The organism is Terriglobia bacterium, assembly GCA_020073185.1.
Taxonomy (GTDB): Bacteria; Acidobacteriota; Terriglobia; order Terriglobales; family Acidobacteriaceae; genus JAIQGF01.
Genome location: JAIQFT010000002.1, coordinates 1 through 16,661, shown reverse-complemented (window position 1 = coordinate 16,661; position 16,661 = coordinate 1). Strand labels below are relative to the sequence as shown.

General features: G+C 61.1%; 16 protein-coding genes and 1 other RNA gene. 9 read left to right on the top strand and 8 right to left on the bottom strand.

The window, feature by feature from the left end; all coding sequences use genetic code 11:
- Positions 1-762, top strand: coding sequence for a phosphate ABC transporter ATP-binding protein PstB (gene pstB / locus LAN64_00625; GenBank protein ID MBZ5566331.1), 762 nt, complete (start codon positions 1-3; stop codon positions 760-762).
- Positions 759-1,424: a phosphate signaling complex protein PhoU gene (phoU, locus tag LAN64_00620; protein MBZ5566330.1), complete on the top strand. Its 666-nt coding sequence runs from the start codon at positions 759-761 to the stop codon at positions 1,422-1,424. The genes pstB and phoU overlap by 4 nt, the downstream gene beginning before the upstream one ends.
- Before the next feature lie 38 nt (positions 1,425-1,462).
- On the opposite strand, the gene LAN64_00615 is transcribed toward phoU, so the two are convergent.
- Together LAN64_00615 and LAN64_00610 are read right to left on the bottom strand one after the other, a co-directional pair.
- A complete protein-coding gene (locus LAN64_00615; protein ID MBZ5566329.1) occupies positions 1,463-3,298 on the bottom strand; it encodes a 2-dehydropantoate 2-reductase in 1,836 nt (611 codons plus the stop codon).
- Entirely contained in the window at positions 3,295-4,809 is a 1,515-nt protein-coding gene (locus LAN64_00610) for an acyl--CoA ligase (protein ID MBZ5566328.1), read from the bottom strand. The genes LAN64_00615 and LAN64_00610 overlap by 4 nt, the downstream gene beginning before the upstream one ends.
- A 318-nt stretch (positions 4,810-5,127) precedes the next feature.
- On the opposite strand from LAN64_00610, the gene LAN64_00605 reads away from it, so the two are divergent.
- The 3 genes from LAN64_00605 (at position 5,128) to LAN64_00595 (ending at position 7,306) form a co-directional block, all read left to right on the top strand.
- Positions 5,128-6,189 carry an aldo/keto reductase gene (locus LAN64_00605; GenBank protein MBZ5566327.1) on the top strand — a complete coding sequence of 354 codons (1,062 nt, stop codon included), beginning with the start codon at positions 5,128-5,130 and terminating at the stop codon, positions 6,187-6,189.
- Positions 6,190-6,268: 79 nt separating this feature from the next.
- Positions 6,269-6,742 (top strand): VOC family protein, encoded by a 474-nt coding sequence (locus tag LAN64_00600; protein ID MBZ5566326.1) that lies wholly within the window; start codon positions 6,269-6,271, stop codon positions 6,740-6,742.
- Between the two features lie 102 nt (positions 6,743-6,844).
- Complete coding sequence (locus LAN64_00595) at positions 6,845-7,306, top strand: hypothetical protein (protein MBZ5566325.1); 462 nt, start codon at positions 6,845-6,847, stop codon at positions 7,304-7,306.
- A gap of 115 nt (positions 7,307-7,421) precedes the next feature.
- On the opposite strand, the gene LAN64_00590 is transcribed toward LAN64_00595, so the two are convergent.
- Both LAN64_00590 and LAN64_00585 read right to left on the bottom strand, forming a co-directional pair.
- A complete protein-coding gene (locus LAN64_00590; protein ID MBZ5566324.1) occupies positions 7,422-7,880 on the bottom strand; it encodes an RES family NAD+ phosphorylase in 459 nt (152 codons plus the stop codon).
- Positions 7,880-8,314 (bottom strand): DUF2384 domain-containing protein, encoded by a 435-nt coding sequence (locus LAN64_00585; GenBank protein MBZ5566323.1) that lies wholly within the window; start codon positions 8,312-8,314, stop codon positions 7,880-7,882. Before LAN64_00585 ends, LAN64_00590 begins: the two co-directional genes overlap by 1 nt.
- Before the next feature lie 120 nt (positions 8,315-8,434).
- Between LAN64_00585 and LAN64_00580 the strand changes: the two genes are divergently transcribed.
- Positions 8,435-8,794 carry a type II toxin-antitoxin system prevent-host-death family antitoxin gene (locus LAN64_00580; GenBank protein MBZ5566322.1) on the top strand — a complete coding sequence of 120 codons (360 nt, stop codon included), beginning with the start codon at positions 8,435-8,437 and terminating at the stop codon, positions 8,792-8,794.
- 10 nt (positions 8,795-8,804) lie between these two features.
- On the top strand, positions 8,805-9,431 hold the full coding sequence (locus tag LAN64_00575) for a zeta toxin family protein (GenBank protein ID MBZ5566321.1): 627 nt from the start codon (positions 8,805-8,807) through the stop codon (positions 9,429-9,431).
- 80 nt (positions 9,432-9,511) lie between these two features.
- Here LAN64_00575 and ssrA read toward each other — a convergent pair.
- Positions 9,512-9,877: a transfer-messenger RNA gene (ssrA, locus tag LAN64_00570) on the bottom strand.
- A 309-nt stretch (positions 9,878-10,186) separates the two neighbouring features.
- Here ssrA and bshC point away from each other — a divergent pair.
- On the top strand, positions 10,187-11,812 hold the full coding sequence (gene bshC / locus LAN64_00565) for a bacillithiol biosynthesis cysteine-adding enzyme BshC (protein MBZ5566320.1): 1,626 nt from the start codon (positions 10,187-10,189) through the stop codon (positions 11,810-11,812).
- Between the two features lie 39 nt (positions 11,813-11,851).
- Here bshC and LAN64_00560 read toward each other — a convergent pair whose 3' ends face one another.
- The 3 genes from LAN64_00560 to LAN64_00550 form a co-directional block, all read right to left on the bottom strand.
- Complete coding sequence (locus tag LAN64_00560; GenBank protein MBZ5566319.1) at positions 11,852-12,634, bottom strand: response regulator; 783 nt, start codon at positions 12,632-12,634, stop codon at positions 11,852-11,854.
- Between the two features lie 126 nt (positions 12,635-12,760).
- A complete protein-coding gene (gene lpxD / locus LAN64_00555) occupies positions 12,761-13,786 on the bottom strand; it encodes a UDP-3-O-(3-hydroxymyristoyl)glucosamine N-acyltransferase (GenBank protein ID MBZ5566318.1) in 1,026 nt (341 codons plus the stop codon).
- 64 nt (positions 13,787-13,850) lie between these two features.
- Positions 13,851-14,327, bottom strand: coding sequence for a hypothetical protein (locus tag LAN64_00550; GenBank protein ID MBZ5566317.1), 477 nt, complete (start codon positions 14,325-14,327; stop codon positions 13,851-13,853).
- Positions 14,328-14,561: 234 nt separating this feature from the next.
- On the opposite strand from LAN64_00550, the gene LAN64_00545 reads away from it, so the two are divergent.
- The gene (locus tag LAN64_00545; protein MBZ5566316.1) at positions 14,562-16,124 is read left to right on the top strand and encodes a CCA tRNA nucleotidyltransferase; all 1,563 of its coding nucleotides are present in this window, start codon (positions 14,562-14,564) and stop codon (positions 16,122-16,124) included.
- Positions 16,125-16,661 lie beyond the last annotated feature (537 nt).

The following is a 16,661-nucleotide window of genomic DNA, read 5'->3' as shown; positions in this document are numbered from 1 at the left end:
TTGGGGGTCGGAATCGAGGTTCGCGGGCTGCGCGCGTGGTTCGGCGCTGCCGAGGCCCTGCATGGCATCAGCATGGAGATGCGGCCCAACACCGTGACGGCCATTATTGGCCCGTCCGGCTGCGGAAAGTCCACTTTCGTGCGTTGTCTGAACCGCATGCATGAGACCATTCCAGGGGCGCGGGTGGAAGGAGAGGTAAGAATCGGCAGCACCGACGTGTACGGGAACGGTACCCCGGCGGTGGAAGTGCGCCGGCGCGTGGGAATGGTGTTTCAAAAGCCGAATCCTTTTCCGACCATGACGATCTATGACAACGTGGCGGCGGGATTGAAGCTCAACGGGTTCCGGAATCGCCGCGCACTGGATGAAACCGTGGAGCGGTCGCTGCGCTTGGCCGCGCTGTGGGACGAAGTCAAGGACGCACTCAAGAAACAATCGGGAGCAAGCCTTTCCGGCGGACAGCAGCAGCGGCTGTGCATTGCGCGCGCCTTGGCGGTGCAGCCGGAAGTGCTGTTGATGGATGAGCCGGCCTCGGCGCTGGATCCGATCTCCACGGCCAAGATCGAGGACCTGATCTATCAACTGAAGGAACGCTTCACCGTGGTGATCGTCACCCACAACATGCAGCAGGCGGCGCGCGTGGCGGAATGGACAGGTTTTTTCCTCCTGGGCGACTTGATTGAGTTCGACAAGACGCAGAAGATCTTCACCACGCCCGGTGACAAGCGCACCGAGGACTACATCACGGGCAGGTTCGGATGACGCGCACTCGCTTCCATGAAGGCCTGGACGAACTGAAAGACCGGCTGCTGCGGATGGCGGGCATGGCCGAGCAGTCGATCACCCGCGCGGTGAAGGCGTACCGCGAACGCGACCGGTCTCAGTGCAAGCTGGTATTCGACAGCGAGGCGGGTATCAACGTCGCCGAGCGCGAGATTGACGAACTGGCGATCGACCTGCTCGCCATGCAGCAGCCGATGGCGGTGGATTTGCGCTTCATTCTGGCCGTGATCAAGATCAACGCCGACCTGGAGCGCGTCGGCGACCAGGCGGTGAACATCGTGGAACGGGTAGAGCAACTGCTCAAGGTGCCTGCCGTGGACTTGCCGATTGACATCCCGCTGATGGCGGCGACCGCCGGCCTCATGATTCGCCAGGCATTGGAGGCGTTCGTTCTGGGCGACGCGCAGCTAGCGGAGCAGGTGCTCACCATGGACGACACCGTGGACCGGATGAATTATGAGATCGCCGAGACCATGATCGACCTCATTAAGAAATCTCCGCAAGTTACTGAACAGGCGATGGATGCGATTATCATAGCGCGCAATCTGGAGCGCGTCGGCGACCACGCCACCAACATTGCCGAGGACGTCATCTTCTGGGTCCGAGGCGCCGACGTGCGCCATCACCTGGGCCGCTCCTAATTCCTACCACGCGACCGTAAGACGCAGCGGAGTCGTCTCTAGGGAATGAGACGCAGGGTGAGGTTGGGGAGGCGAAGACCCTCGAGTTCGGCGGTCCACGTGTCGCCTGTCGCCATGAGGTGACCGGCGGTGAGCGTGCCCGAACTAACGATTTCCCCCGCGCCGAGTGGCGGCTGGCCACGGTTCAGGATAGCTGCGGCGAGTTCGGCCAGGCAGAGCGCCGGGCTGCGCAACGAATTCTTGCCCGAGCCTTCTTCCACGAATCCACCGTTCTTCGACATGCGCGCCTTGAACTTGGGAAGTTGTTCCATGAGCGTGGGAATCAGTTCGGGTGTAACCGACTTACGCTCGCCGACAATCAGAGCGGAGTGCAAGCCGAGTGAAGCAACGAAATCCCCCGGCTGAAACTTCCAGTCGGGGTAGGGGCAGTCAATGATCTCGAAGCCAAAGGCGATCCACTCACAGGCATCGAGCGCGGCGGCGGCATCCAAACCTTCCGTGATCGGCCGTTTCAGGCCGAACATGATTTCCGGTTCGATCTTCAGCGAGCGCGCCTTGGGTAGCGCGATCTCGGCGGAATTGGCGTTGGCGTAGTGCACGGTGTCGTCGTACATATGCGCCCAGACCAGCGTCTCCAGCTTGAGGATGCGCCACATGGCCTTATTCGCGAACCCCACCTTGCGTCCGGCGGCCTTGTGCCCAGCCTGTTCGCGCAGCCGCTTGATCTCCCATTCGACGGCGTAGCAGGCGTCAAGATCGAACCCTCGTGCACAGGGTGGAACCGCGACCATCTGGCCGGTTTGGTGGGCGGAGAGGAGTTCGCGCGCAACGGAAGCGATATCAGCGGTCGTCACTGTCTTGGTTTGCTCAGCGGTCATCTCGTTCTCGGGCATCTTGGAGACGCAGCCGGTGCGGACTTCAGCCAGCAGCTTGGTGCAGGCGTAGATGGTGCGGGTGTGCGGCATCGGCACTTTCAGGCGCTCTCCCAGTTCGACGACCGCGGCCACAATGGCCTCCAGCTCAAGCGGACGTCCGGCTTCGAGGTCCTGCAGCATGGAGGTTTTGTGTTCGCCGACCCTGGCGGCGCCGGCGATTCGCTGTTCGATGGTGATCGGCAATTCGAAGCCGAGCTTGGCGCCCAGGGCTTCGGTCTCGCGCATGATCTCGCGGACGATTGGTGCAACCTCGGGATGAAACGCCATCTGCACCAGGGTGGCGCCAGTGAGGGCGCTGATGGGATTGAAGACGACATTGCCGAGAATCTTGACCCAGATTTCCCGGCGGATGTGAGTGGTGACGGGGCAGCGCAGCCCGGAGGCGACCAGCGCTGCGGCAATCTTCCGGCAACGGTCGGAGCGGGTGCCGTCGGGCTCGCCGAGCGAGACGCGGCTGCCTTCCGTGTGGCGAATGACGCCGGGCTCGATGACATGCGTCGCGAAATAGATGATCGAGCCGACTACCTGCTGGGCGGGAATGGCGGCAGAAACCGCGCCGCCGGGATCGATCGTTTCCAGCCGGATCCCTTTCAACTCGCCGCCGGTACCCTGGAAATACCACCACGGAATTCCGTTTTGCGTGCTGACCACGGTGGTGTCCGGCCCCATGACGCTCTTCAGTTGCGGCACAAGCTGCGCCAGGCTGTGCGCTTTCACGGTCAGAAACAGGACATCGACGGGACCAACCTGGTCGAGATTAGCGGTAAGGTTGGGGCGCGCTTCGAAATCGCCGTCCACGCTTTGCACGCGCACGCCGCGCTCCTGGATCGCCTGCAGTTGCCGTCCGCGTGCGAAGAGCGTGACGTCCAGCCCGGCGCGGGCCATCTTGGCGCCCATGTAAGCTCCGACCGCGCCGGCGCCGGCAATCAGGAACTTCATGCCACGTGCTCCTTGTTGCCGCACAACGTCTGCGCGACGATCCGGCGCTGGATCTTGCCGGTCGCAGTGCGCGGAATGCTCTCCACGATGAAAATCTTCTTGGGACACTCGAAGTGCGCCAGGCGCTCGCGGCAGAACTTCAGCAGGTCGGCTTCGGTGTAGCCTTGGCGCAAGACCACGGCAGCGGCGACCTCTTCGCCCAGCGAGGGGTGGGGCATGCCGAAGGCGACCGCCTCGGCCACGGCGGGATGTTCGGCCAGCACCTCGTCAACATGTCGTGGCGCGACCTTTTCGCCGGCGCGGTTGATGAGCTCCTTGATCCGCCCGGAGATATGCAGGTAGCCGTCGGGATCGAGCCAGCCCTCGTCGCCGGTGCGGAACCAGCCGTTGCTGAACGCCAGCTTGTTCTCCGCCGGATTGTTCTCGTACCCGCTGAACACGTTGGGACCCTTGATGACCACCTCGGCGCGTTCGCCTTGGGGGCGATGATTGCCCAGCGCATCCATGATGCTGATCTGCAGTCCAGTGGGCAATCCCACGGAGCCGGCTTTGCGCGGCGCGGGAGGCAGAGGGTTGGAGGCCATCTGGTGGGCGGCCTCGGTCATGCCATAGGCTTCCAGGACCGGCACGCCAAACACTTCTTCCATCTTGCGCATCATCTCGGGCGCCAGCGGCGCGCTGGCGGAGCGCACGAAGCGCAGCGAACCGCCGTCGCTGGGGCGCTCGTTGCTGCGCGCCCGGCCTGCGACCACGTGATGGATGGTGGGCACGGCGGTGTACCAGGTGACGCGGTACTGCCGCACCAGGCGCCAGAACATCAACGGATTTACGCCGGTGGGCGCGACTACGGTGCCACCGGAGAGCAGCGTCGCCAGCGTCGAGGCGACAATGCCATGCACGTGAAACAGCGGCATGAAGCAGAGGGAAACGTCGTCGGGCGTGAGCGCGTAGGTTTGGACGATACTTTTCGTCGACTGCGCCAGGTTACGATGCTGCAACGGCACGCGCTTGGGACGGCCCGTGCTTCCGCTGGTGTGCAGCACCAGCGCGATGTCGTCGGCGGTGGGCGCGACTGTCCAGGGCTTGGGTGAAATGCCCTGCAGGTGGACTGTGCCCTTCTCATCGAGCACCACCGGCAGGATCGGGATGCCGAGATCGGCGGCCGCCGGACCCGCTTCGCCATCTTTCGGGCTGCAGATCAACACGCGCGCGGAGGTGTCCTCCAGGTAAAAAGCAAATTCCTGATACTTGTAAGTCGGATTCATGGGCGCGGCGGTGCCGGCGACGGAGGCCGCCAGGAAACTCACAATGGCCGGCAACCCGTTGGACAAGGCAATGGCCACGCGGCCGCCGCGGCGAATTCCCGCCGCCGCCAGGGTGTCGGCCATGGTCAGGACCTGCTCGCGCAGCGATCCGTAGGTGACCCGCGCCCCGCTCTCCGGAATGATGATGGCGGTCCGTTCTGCGGGCGCTACGTGGATGGCGTCCAAAACTGTGGCTACCGACCGCATTCGTGGTTGGTTCTCCGATCCTGTGGGCGCGCCGGCGATCCTTGCGCGTGCACCTTTGATGCGGGAGAGGTGAGCAGAGATTGCAAAATTGAGGCCGGTACGGAAGTGATTTTATTGGGACTGACCTGAAATGAAATTCGAAAAGAAGAAATGGTGGTGGCCTCGAGAGTCGAAATATTTCGGTTGTTGATACGACGTAACTTGCTGGTTTTTTCGAAGTGCCAGAAGGCCATGCGGTCGCCCCTGCTGAGTACTGATTCGTCGCCCCACGAGTCCGCTGCCACGCCAGTATCATCGAATTGGTTTCGGAGGGACGCGATGAAGTATGCACATCTGGGCAAGACAGGATTGATTGTGTCAAGGCTCTCATTCGGCGTCATGACGTTTGGCAAGGCCACGGCGGACGATCCGATGGCCTCGGTTTGGAAGACCGGCCAGGAGCAGGCCAGCGCGCTGATCGAGTGCGCGCTCGACGCCGGCATCAATTTCTTCGACACGGCCGACATGTATGCCGGCGGTCAGTCGGAGGAGATGCTGGGACGCGCGCTCGGCCAGCGCCGCAAGGACGTCATCATCTCGACCAAGATCGGCTTCCGTTCGGGCGATGCCGTGACGCGTGCGGGCGCATCCTGCGGGTACATCCTGTCGGCGGCCGAGGCCTGCCTGCGACGGTTGGGCACCGACTACCTCGATCTGCTTTCCATTCATAAGCCCGACCCATTCACACCGGAAGAAGAGACGGCGCGCGCGCTCGACAACCTGGTGCAGCGCGGCCTGGTCCGCTACGTCGGGTACTCCAACCTGTCGGCGTGGCAGGCGGCGAAATTCCGCGGGATCCAGGAGAAGTACGGCTGGGCGCCGTTCGTCGCGGCGCAAATGTACTACTCACTGGTGGGGCGCGATATCGAACACGAGGTCGTACCCTTCTGCCACGACGCGGGCATCGGGATCGTAGTGTGGAGTCCGCTGGCGAGCGGGTTCCTGAGCGGACGGTATACGCGCCAGGATCCGACCGGCGGCGGCGGGCGTATCGCTCAGTCCAACTTCCTGCCTGTCGACGTGGAGCGTGGTTACGCCTTGATCGAGCGCATGAAGAAGATCGCCGCAGGACATCGTGCTACCGTCGCGCAGGTCGCGCTGGCCTGGATGCTGGCAAAGCCGTTCGTGAGCACGATCTTGTTGGGGGCGAGCAAGACGGCGCAACTGGAGGACAATCTCGGGGCACTGAACGTAACCTTAGACGCGACCGAATTAGCGGAACTGGACACGATGACGGCACCGGCGCCGCTCTATCCGGGGTGGTTCCAGGCGGCCACGCGGGACGAGGTCTCTACCAAGGCCCTCGCCGGAGAGACACCGGTGCCACAAAAGGCGGCATAGACAGCGCTCACCAGCAGGCCAAAGAGTTAATCAGGCCGCGTCACGTCGTCTGCAGTGCTCGTCAAAGGAGATGAACGATATGCAAAAAATCGCCCCATTCTTGTGGTTCGATGGCAAAGCTGAGGAAGCTGCGAATGTCTACACTTCTATTTTCAAGAACTCGAAAATTGCCAGCATCAGCCGTTGTGGAGAAGCAGGGCCGGGACCGAAGGGAACGGTATTGTCGGTGACCTTCGAGCTCGATGGGCAAGATTTCATGGCCTTAAACGGCGGCCCACAATTCACTTTCACGCCGGCCATATCGTTCTTCGTGAACTGCGCGACGCAGCAAGAAGTGGATGAGCTGTGGGAGAAGCTTTCTGCCGGCGGAGAAAAAAGCAGATGCGGCTGGCTGAAAGACAAGTATGGCGTCTCCTGGCAAATCATCCCTACCGCTTTGGGCAAGCTGATGAATGACCCTGATCCGAAAAAAGCGAATCGAGTTATCAGGGCAATGCTTGCGATGGACAAAATTGACATCCAACACTTACAGCAGGCGTATCGGCAGCCATGAAGCAGGGAGGGTGGGAGTCGGCCAAGCAGTGCTGTTGTATCTGAAACATTGCGACACAGGCAATTCACACACCGCGACAAGAACAAAAGGAGACCAAGGACCATGGAAACAAAGCCCACGTACGAACAAGCACAACTACACCTGCAAATTTACGAGATGCGCCGCGAGGCCCGACTGCGGCAGGCGCGCGAGTGGTTTTTCAAGAACTACTTCGCGGACAGCTTTGACGATGGCATGCGAATCGCGCCCCCCGGAACGGAAGCGGGCGCGTTCGTCATGATGGTGTTCAGTTATTGGGAGCAAGCCTGCGCGTTGCTCAATTATGGATTGCTCCACGAAGACCTTTTCTTTGAGACGAGCGGCGAGTTTTTCGGAGTGTGGGAACGCGTCAAACCCGGTATCCAGCAGGGCCGGGAGCGTTTCGCGAATAAGCAGTTCCTCGCACACTTGGAAAAAGCTGCCAACCGCTATGAAACCTGGATTGAGCGCCGTTCACCGGGTCACGTCGCCGCGATGCGCCGGTTTGCGCAGCAAATGCGCGATCAACTGGGGAAAGCGGCATAAGACCTGAGGTTCGGGCTCGAGCCTGAATCGCGACTGAGCCTGCGGCCGCTGGGTGCGTGCAATACGCTCCTGGCGGCGCAGGTTCAGATTTATGAGTAAGTTCCCCCCGAAATGATTAGCGAAACATTCGTACGTCGAACTCAAACCGCCGCTTCGCATGAAACTTAACTGCTGGGAGGTTCGGGTGGGCAGGATTCAGCAGAATATTCCAGTCGCCTCGAATGGCTGCGGAAGGGACGAGCAGCCCGACCGTTTGTCCAGCGCGGATCCACTTGTCTCCAAAGCGGCGCAGAGATTCGTCTCTCGTGCGATGCCAACCGTCGGGCAGTTCCTTGAGCTCCAGGCGTTCGATCCCGAGCGCATCGGGGATGTCTCCTTCGATGAATGCGAGATCAGCCGGTAGGAGATTCGGTTCCAGATTCACGAAGGTCTCGACGGCTGCGAGTGCGAGTGAGGTTGAGGCGTACACCGCCGGCACGCCACGGCTGCTCCAACGTCCGCCATAGAGCCGCGCTCCTTCACCGTTGGCGGCAGCGGCGGCATAGCGTTCGCGGCAGATTCTCCAGAACCGCATCAGCTATAAACGCCATAAGCGATACGGCCGAGTACATCCTCCACAGCTCGGGCGCCGAGATCGGTGTCGAGCTGGTCCAACGGCCGTTCGCCTCCGAGGGCCCGGTTGGCGGTGCCCAGCCACTTGACTGCGGTCTCTTCGCTTCCGATCATCTCGATGGCATTGGCGTAGACACGCGCCAGCCGGACTGTCCGGTCCGATTCAGCAGCGGTCAAGCGGGAATGCTGGCTGAGGCGGCGAGTCAGCGTGCGCTGCGGAATTCCCAGCTTTCGCGACAGAACGGTATTGCCGACATGAAGCTTCTCCGCAAGCGCGACAACGGAATTTGCGGGTAGCCCCTTGCGCACCAGTTGGGCCAGCTCGCCCGGGCTCTTGACCACTCGGCCGAGCACCTTTCGGCCGCCCAGAACCTCGGCAATTGCTTCCGTCTCCATCACTGGCCTCCTGGCTATTCATCTGACGCCATTTGGCCAACGGGTGCAATTGGCCCGACCTATTGACTGTTTTAGTTAAAATAGCTAAACTAGATAGAGTACGTTTGTGCGGAGGAGTCCATGGCGGTTCGGAGGAGCAAACGTGCGGCGCCTCAAGCGGCACGGTTCGTCGCTGGCAGGACTTCGTCGTTCACCGCCAGCGAGGCGAAAAATGAGTTTGCTCGAATGCTTGAAAAAGCCATTCAGGGGAATTTGGTCGTAATCACAAAACACAATGCTCCGAAGGCAGTCTTGATGTCCATGGACGAGTTCAATCTTTTGTCGCCCGAATCGAGGATTAATACTCTGACCGCTGAATTCGATTCGCTTCTGGCGCAAATGCAGAGTCGCAGGGCGCGAAATGCCATGGAAGCCGCCTTCCATGCTTCCCCTAGAGAACTTGGAAGGGCAGCGTTAGCGGCCGCCCGGAAACGTGGCTGATCCGTCTCAAATTCCCCGCTTATACGTATTGGCTGGCGCCAATGGAGCTGGTAAGAGCAGCATCGTGGGCGCCATGTTCGTCGAAAAAGGAGTCAACTATTTCAATCCCGATGAGGCGACACGGCTCATTGAATCAGCCAACCCCGGCATTCCAAGGGCCGAGGCGAACAGCCAGGCTTGGTATGAGGGCAAAAGATTGCTGGAGCGGGCCATTGCAGAGAGACTTGATTTCGCATTTGAAACAACTCTCGGCGGAAGAACGATCACAGCGCTGTTGGAAAAGGCGCTACGTGAAGGATTCGAGGTCAGGATCTGGTATGTCGGTCTTAACAGTCCAGAGCTTCATATTGCGCGTGTTCGTTCCAGGGTCCAGAGGGGTGGGCACGACATCCCTGAACAGAGAATCCGACAGCGATACATCCAGAGCCGGCTCAATCTGATTCAGCTACTTCCCAAGCTGACCGAACTCTTGCTTTATGACAATTCCGAGGACGCCGATCCGATGAAAGGGCAAACGCCAGAACCAAAGTTGATTGTTCATCTCACGCACGGCAAGATCCCTGAATCCTGCGATTTGACCAGCGTTCCAGAATGGGCAAAATCGATTGTGGCTGCTGCTCTCAAATTACAGTCCTAGGATAGGGAAGTGCTTCAGCGTTGCGGGCCGGAGCCGGCCGCAGGCTGCTGACAGGTTTTGCATAAATCAACGAATGAGGTTGGTGGAGGCGGCGGGAGTTGAACCCGCGTCCGAAGGTGTCACTGGCAGAGAGCCTACATACTTATTCGCGTTCCTGCTTCCCACTCAAGGGAAACGTTCGCCGCCCGCGGTCAGAACACGACAAGAAACGCAGGCCGCTAGCCCTGGTTCTCGCATCCGCGCTCGGGCCGCACGCGGAAGCCAGCCTACTGTGCGACGCCCTTTCACGGCCCGTAGGCGAAGCCGCGGAGGACGGCTACTTAACTAATTAAGCAGCGTATGCCAGTGTTTGGTTGGCAATTATTGGTTTTGCACGCGATTACGGGTGTGTGCACCCCGGTATGCCTCTCTACCGCAAGCATCTCCGTCGAAGCCGTGACGCCCCCATTCGGTGATATGCGGCAGATCCCTTGCTTGCCGTCCGTCGTGATGGCCCTGAGGCCAGGCGGAAGGCCGTTGACAAGGGTTCTGCTGTCAAAGAGCTACTTCTAATTATGGCAGCAAGCGGTGGGAAGTCAAATTACTTGATAATCCGCTGGCGCCGGTGGATTTTGCGAACACGGCAGTCCGTAGACCGTGGCCGGTTGTCCCGGAGAACGACAGCGAAGTACCTTCTACCAAATAGGACTAACGACGGCCCTTACCCGTCCCTACCTCAGAATCAGGATTTTTCGATTTCACGGAACCCGCGCGCAATGCCCGCTCATCCAACGTCTGTGCCCAGCGACTGCATCCCCTTTACGGCGATTCCTCACACTTCGCAGCTCTTCCGGGATTTCCTCTACGACTTCGAGCGGGTACAGCGCTTCTATTCCTACCCACCGCGGCAGCGCGACTGGCTCCCCAAGGTGGCCGGCTCGCTGCACTATGACCAGCGGCGGCGCGACGCCGTGGCAGCCATCCTGGAGCGGCAGAACCGCGCCGTTGGCGCTTCCGAGCAGACGCTGGCCAGCATCCAACGCCTGCGCACCGGGGCTGCGGCTGCGGTCACCGGACAACAGGTTGCATTGTTCGGCGGGCCTTTGTTTTCCTTGTTGAAGGCGCTGACGGCAGTGTGTATCGCCGAGCAAGCGCGCGCTCAAGGCGTAGATTGTGTCCCGGTGTTCTGGCTCGCCACCGAAGACCATGACCTCGTCGAGGTCAACCACACCACCCTGTTCACGGCGGAAGGGGAGCGGGAGAAGCTGATCACGGAGTCCCAGGGGGCGCCGAATGCCCCCATCAGCGATGTCCGCTTGGGGCCGGAAATTGAAGCGGTAGTGGCACGCGCCGCGGAACTGCTTGGCGATACCGACATCGCTGGCCTGTTGAAGACCGCCTATCGTTCCGGGGAAACTCTGGGCAGCGCTTTCGCCAAGTTGTTTGCGGCATTGTTCGGCGAATTCGGAGTGATTCTGCTTGATGCCTCCGATCCGGAGCTGCACGCCATCGCTCAGCCGGTTTACCGCGCCGCTGTTCTCGGAGCGGAGGAAATCGACAACGCGTTGCTGGCGCGCGGCAAGGAACTGCGGGCAGCCGGGTATCACGAGCAGGTGAAGGTCACCCCGGCGACCACGCTGCTGTTTGAAAAACGCCAAGGCACGCGCGAGGTCATCCACCGACGCAATGGCGGCTTTGTCGTCGGGCACGATGTGATTTCACGAGACGATTTGCTGGCACAGATCGCCGCCGAGCCGCAGCGCTTCAGCGCCAACGTCCTGCTCCGCCCGGTGGTGCAGGATTACCTGCTGCCCACGATCGCTTATACCGGGGGTCCGGCCGAGGTGGCTTACTTCGCGCAGACGGCGGTGGTGTACGAAGAAGTGCTTGGCCGCACCACGCCCGTCCTCCCGCGCTTTAGCGCCACCCTGCTGGATGCGCGCGCGCAGCGCTTATTCGGCAAGTACCACGCCAGCCTGACGGATCTGTTCCATGGGCCGGAGGTTTTCCGCGAGCTGCTGGCGCTGCGCAGCATCCCCGGCGAACTGGGCAGCGAGTTCAAAGAGGGCGAAGAAGCGGTGATGGCATCGTTGGGCAAGATTCGCGCCTTACTGGAAAAGCTCGACCCCACGCTGGTGGAAGCCGCGGGCCGCGCCGGTTCGAAGATGCTCTACCAATTGCGCCGGCTGCAAGCCCGCGCCGGCAAAGCACAACTGCGTCGCAACCGGGAGGTCGGCGACCATGCCGACTGGCTCAGCTCGGTGTTGTTCCCCAACAAGAATCTCCAGGAGCGCGAGATCGCCGGCGTTTCCTTGCTTGCGCGCCACGGCCGCCAGTTGCTGCACACCCTCTACCAGGCAGCGCAATCCGACTGTGCCGACCACCAGGTCATTCATGTGTGATTTGCGAAGCATGATCCGCGAAGGGAAGAACGGTGGCGCTCACATCCCTTTTTTTTCAATCAGGCGGGCGGTGAGCACCACGCCATCGCGGTCGTTGTGCAGCTTGATGGGGAAGACGAGCACGTTCCAGGTCCAGCGCGCCGATTTCCGCGGCAGGTTGGGAAGCCCACGAAAACCGCGGTCGATGTAGGTTTCGCGGGTATCGGCGACGGTCCGGATGATTTCGCGCCAGTCCTCGCCCGCCTCGGGGAATTCCTCGAACTTGTTCTTGCCGACAAAGTACGGCAGCTTCTTTTCGAACAGCTTGGCAAAATAATCGTTGACGTAGAGCCAGTTGCCGTCGCGGTCCAGGACCTCCATCACCACGTCATCCCCCATGGCCTCGGAAATGCGCCGGTAGTAGAAGTCGCGCGCGTCCACCACCACGGGCTTGCCGCGGCGCTTGGCTTCAAAGCTGCGCAGCGCGCCCAGCAGGTCATCCACCGAGCTGTGGCCCTTGAGCAGGTGGATATCGGCAATCCCGCCGAATTTCCGCTCCAGGGTGGCGGACAAAATGATGATCGGAACCTGGGGACGCTTCTGGCGCAGCGAATCGGCGACGTCGGTGCCAAACTTGCCCGCGCCGAGGTGGTAGTCGAGCACGGCGATGTCAATGTCACTCAGTTTTTGCTCCGCTTCCTCGATCGAAGACGCGGTGACGACGCTGTAACCCTTCTGCCGAAGAATGGTCGAGCGCAGGACAAGATTGTCCTCCAGATCGTCGAGCAGGAGGACGCGGATCGGTTTGCTCGCCTTGCCGGTCGCCGTAGTGACGTCAGCCATAGTTTTAGGCCGTACATCATACGTGATGCGGCAGAAAGCCCCTAGGAATTAGGCAATAAGGTGGTGTCCTAATTTGGAGGACATTACCGGCAATCAGCGTTACGCGCAGCACCCTGAGGTGAAGGCTTACTTCTTTCCCTCCCTGGGCGCGGCGGTTCCTGCAGGACGAACGGCGCGGACCGCTTTCGACAAGTCCGGCAGCTTATTGAACACGGCGACGCAACGCAGCCACTGCTTGTTGTCGATGGCAGGGTAGCCGCTCACCGTTTTGCCCGCCTCGACGTCGTTGGGAATTCCGCTTTGCGCGGTGGCGATCACTCCGTCGCCGAGCTTGCAATGTCCGGCGACGCCCACCTGCCCGGCTAGAATGACGTTGTTGCCGACGACCGTGGATCCTGCCAGCCCTGCCTGTGCGCACAGCAGCGAGTTCTCGCCGACCTCGGAGGCGTGCCCAACCTGCACCAAATTGTCGATCTTGGCGCCGCGCCGGATTCGCGTCTCGCCCACGCTGGCGCGGTCCACGCAGGCGTTGGCCTGCACTTCGACATCGTCTTCCAGCACCGCCGGCCCGGACTGCACAATCTTGTGCCAGCCGCCATCGCCATTCTTGGCGAATCCGAATCCGTCCGCGCCGATGATGGCGCCATTCTGCAGGATGACGTTGTCGCCGAGGCGGCAGAACTCGCGCACCACGGCATGGGCGTGGGCAAAGAAGTTGTCGCCAATACGCGCCCCGCGATAGATCACCACGTGCGGCAGCAGCACGCAGTGACGGCCGATCTCGACATCTTCCTCGACCACGGCGTAGGGTCCGATCGCGGCGTGCTTGCCGATTTTCGCCGATGGGTGCACCACCGCCGTGGAGTGAATCCCGATGGAATAGCGCGGCGGGTGATAAAACAACTCGATGGCGCGCGCAAATACGAGGTACGGATTGGCGCAGCGCAGGGTGGCGGCGGCGATGGCGGGGAAGTCGTCGCTGACAATCACCGCCGACGCCCGCGTGACGCGCGCGGCGGCCGCGTACTTGGGATTGGCGACGAAGGTAAGGTGTCCGGGAGCGGCTTCCTCGATACCCGCCACGCCGGTGATTTCCACGTCGTCACCGTCGAGACGAGCCCCTAGTGTGGCGGCGATGTTGGAAAGTTTCATAGGATCGTTGCCCAGATTGTAGCTTACGAGCTGAATTGCCGGCGTCGGGAAGCGAGCGGGAGCTTTACTCGGTGAACATGGGCACCTGGCGCACGTCGGCGGCGGCGGCACGGCGGCGTCCCGCAGCGGCGCCGATCACCGCCAGGACCGTCAATTGCGACAGCGCACTCCGCGGCACGAAGATGCGCTGCGTGTTGGAACGCGTGTCGGGTGGATTGATGAGGTAGCCATCCGGCCCGACCAAGGTGAGATCGTTGGGCATCATGCCTTCCATGACCTCGTTGTCGCGGAAGCGCAGGCGTACCCACAGTCCCTCGGTGCGCGGGCGCGTGGTGAAGGTCTTGCGCAGCGAATCGGGCTCGCCGAATTCGCGCACGAAGTAAATCCCCTTGATGTCCTTCAAATCGATGGCAACAACGTTGCCGGAGGTATTCAGGATTTCGACCTTGCCGTCGGCGATGAAGTTGTTGGGTGACACGTAGCCGCTGATGGTGTCGCGATTGAGCTTACGCACCACGACTTTCTTGTGGGTTGAAGGCATACCATCCGCCAGCGACGCGCCAACTGCAACGCATCAGCCGGAACTTAATTTTCGCACTTTTCCGGGTCGGAAACCGAGTTAACAACACAGAGAGTAGCCAAGGGATCAACGTTTGTGTTATTGTCGGTGGTTCGCGGCGGTGTAGCTACGCTCGTAAGTGCCACGTAACGCGCCACTTACAGTCGAAACCTGGTCCCGGGTTGCTCCCCGCGTGGAACAGCTTCCAAGAGCACGATGGCCGACTACATCTACACCATGGAGACCCGGCTCACGCCGGAGCAGCAGCGTGCCGTGAGCCTGGTCCAGGATGTCGCCCGCAATCAGGAGACGAACGTTTACCTGACCGGCGGGACCATCCGCGACATCATCTCCGGCTTTCCCATCCGCGACCTCGACCTCACTGTTCAAGGAAATGCGCTGAAGCTGCAGAAGGACCTGGAGAAAGCCGGCGCCATCGTCGAGGGCGTGGACGACGACACCAAGACGCTGTACGTGCTGTTCGCCGCCAACGTGCGCGGAGAAATCGGCATGGCGTACTCGGCGGTCTATGAGAAGCCGGGCAAACCTCCGCGCGTCGTGCCGGCGACGATTACCGAAGACCTGCGCCGCCGCGACTTCACCGTCAACGCGATGGCGCTGTCGCTGAACCCGGGCTCGCGCGGGCTGCTGCTCGATCCCTTCAATGGCGTGGCCGACATCGAGGCCAAGGTCATCCGCATCCTGCACAACTACGCCTTTCTGGAAGAACCCTCGCGGCTGATTCGCGCCACCCGTTTCACGCATCGCTTCCACTGGCCGCTGGAGGAACGCACCCAGGCCCGCTACGACGCCGCCAAAGAAAACAATTACCTCGAGTACATCACCGACCGCGCCATCGGGCAGGAGATTGAGGCGCTGGCCTACGAAGAAGACCCGCTGCATATCCTGCGTGCACTGGAGAAAGAAGGCTGGCTGGCGGTCCTTAACTCGCGCTGGGCAGTCGCCAAGGTGGACGCGGCCGGTCTGTCGCAGTTGTTGAAGACGCGGCAGCAGATGATGCAGTTCGGCTACAACGTGGACATGGCGCCGGCCGTCATGTACTTCCTTACGCGTCGGCTCAGCGATGCCGACATTCGCGACATGCAGAAGCTGATCCCGCGGCGGCACTTTTTGGAAACCTGGCGCAACCTGGATGACGACGCCGCCAAACTGGCAAAACGGCTCACTGGCAAGGAAGCGGCCACACCTTCGCGCACCTGGCACTTGCTGTCGGAGGCCAAGCCGGAGACCATCCTGTTCCTCGACGCCACGGCGCGCCAACAGGCGGTCGCGCAGAAGATCAAGAATTTCTTCGGCAAATGGCGGCAGGTACGCCAAAAGCTCCCGCTGCCCGAGATGGCGGAGTTGCGCATCACGCCGCAGTTGCCGGCTTATCCCCAGATCGAGCAGGAAGCGTTCCTGCTGCTGCTCGACGGCAAGCTGCGGTCGCGCACTGAGATTCTGAAATTTCTCAAGCCCTACGCGCCTCCACCACCACCTCCGCCTCCTCCACCCAGGAAGGGCAAGGGAGCAAAGGCCGACGCCGCCGCTCCCACGCCGGCCGCGGCAGCGGCGACGCCGGGCAAGAAGGGAAAGGGCAAAGGAAAGGCAGCAATTGCGCCTGCGCCCGCAGCCACGGTGAAAGTCGAAAAGCCGGCGGAAAAACCGCCCGCCAAAGCCGCCAAGCCGGCGCCCCCACCTCCCCAGCCGCAGCCCAAGAAATCCGCGCCGAAGAAAAAGCCGGCGCCCGCGAAAAAGGACAAGATAAGGAAGAGGTAGGAATATTTTCATTTTGCCGGCTCCTCAACCGGTCGTCCCCGCGCCGGCTGAATTTCCGCCGCGTTTTCCACATCGCGAAATTCTTCCCAGGAGCAGTTCCCACCCATAGAATTGAACTAGGCTCATGTCTGAATTCGTTCACCTCCATCTTCATACCGATTACTCCCTGCTCGACGGCGCCTGCGACATAGACAAGCATTTGTTCCACAAACGGAACACTGTCACAAGCGACTGTGACGACACCGGTAAAGCGAACCCTGTCAGAGAGATGTCCCCGCGGTGCCAGGCTCCCATTCTGGCAAATCCGTTTTTTAGAACAAAACTCGCTTAGTGCTCCACAAATGTCATCCAGTCCCATACGCTCCTGCACAATTGTGCGCAACACAGTTTACAAAAAGGGGCTCTGCGCAGGAATCTGAAAAACTCGTGGATTTACTGGATTCCAGAGTAGCGGTTTGGCGGTACGCTCGGCGGGATGAGCGACAGTGAGTGGACGAAGATTCTGGGGTGGCCGGGTTACCGCGTCTATCGAAGCGA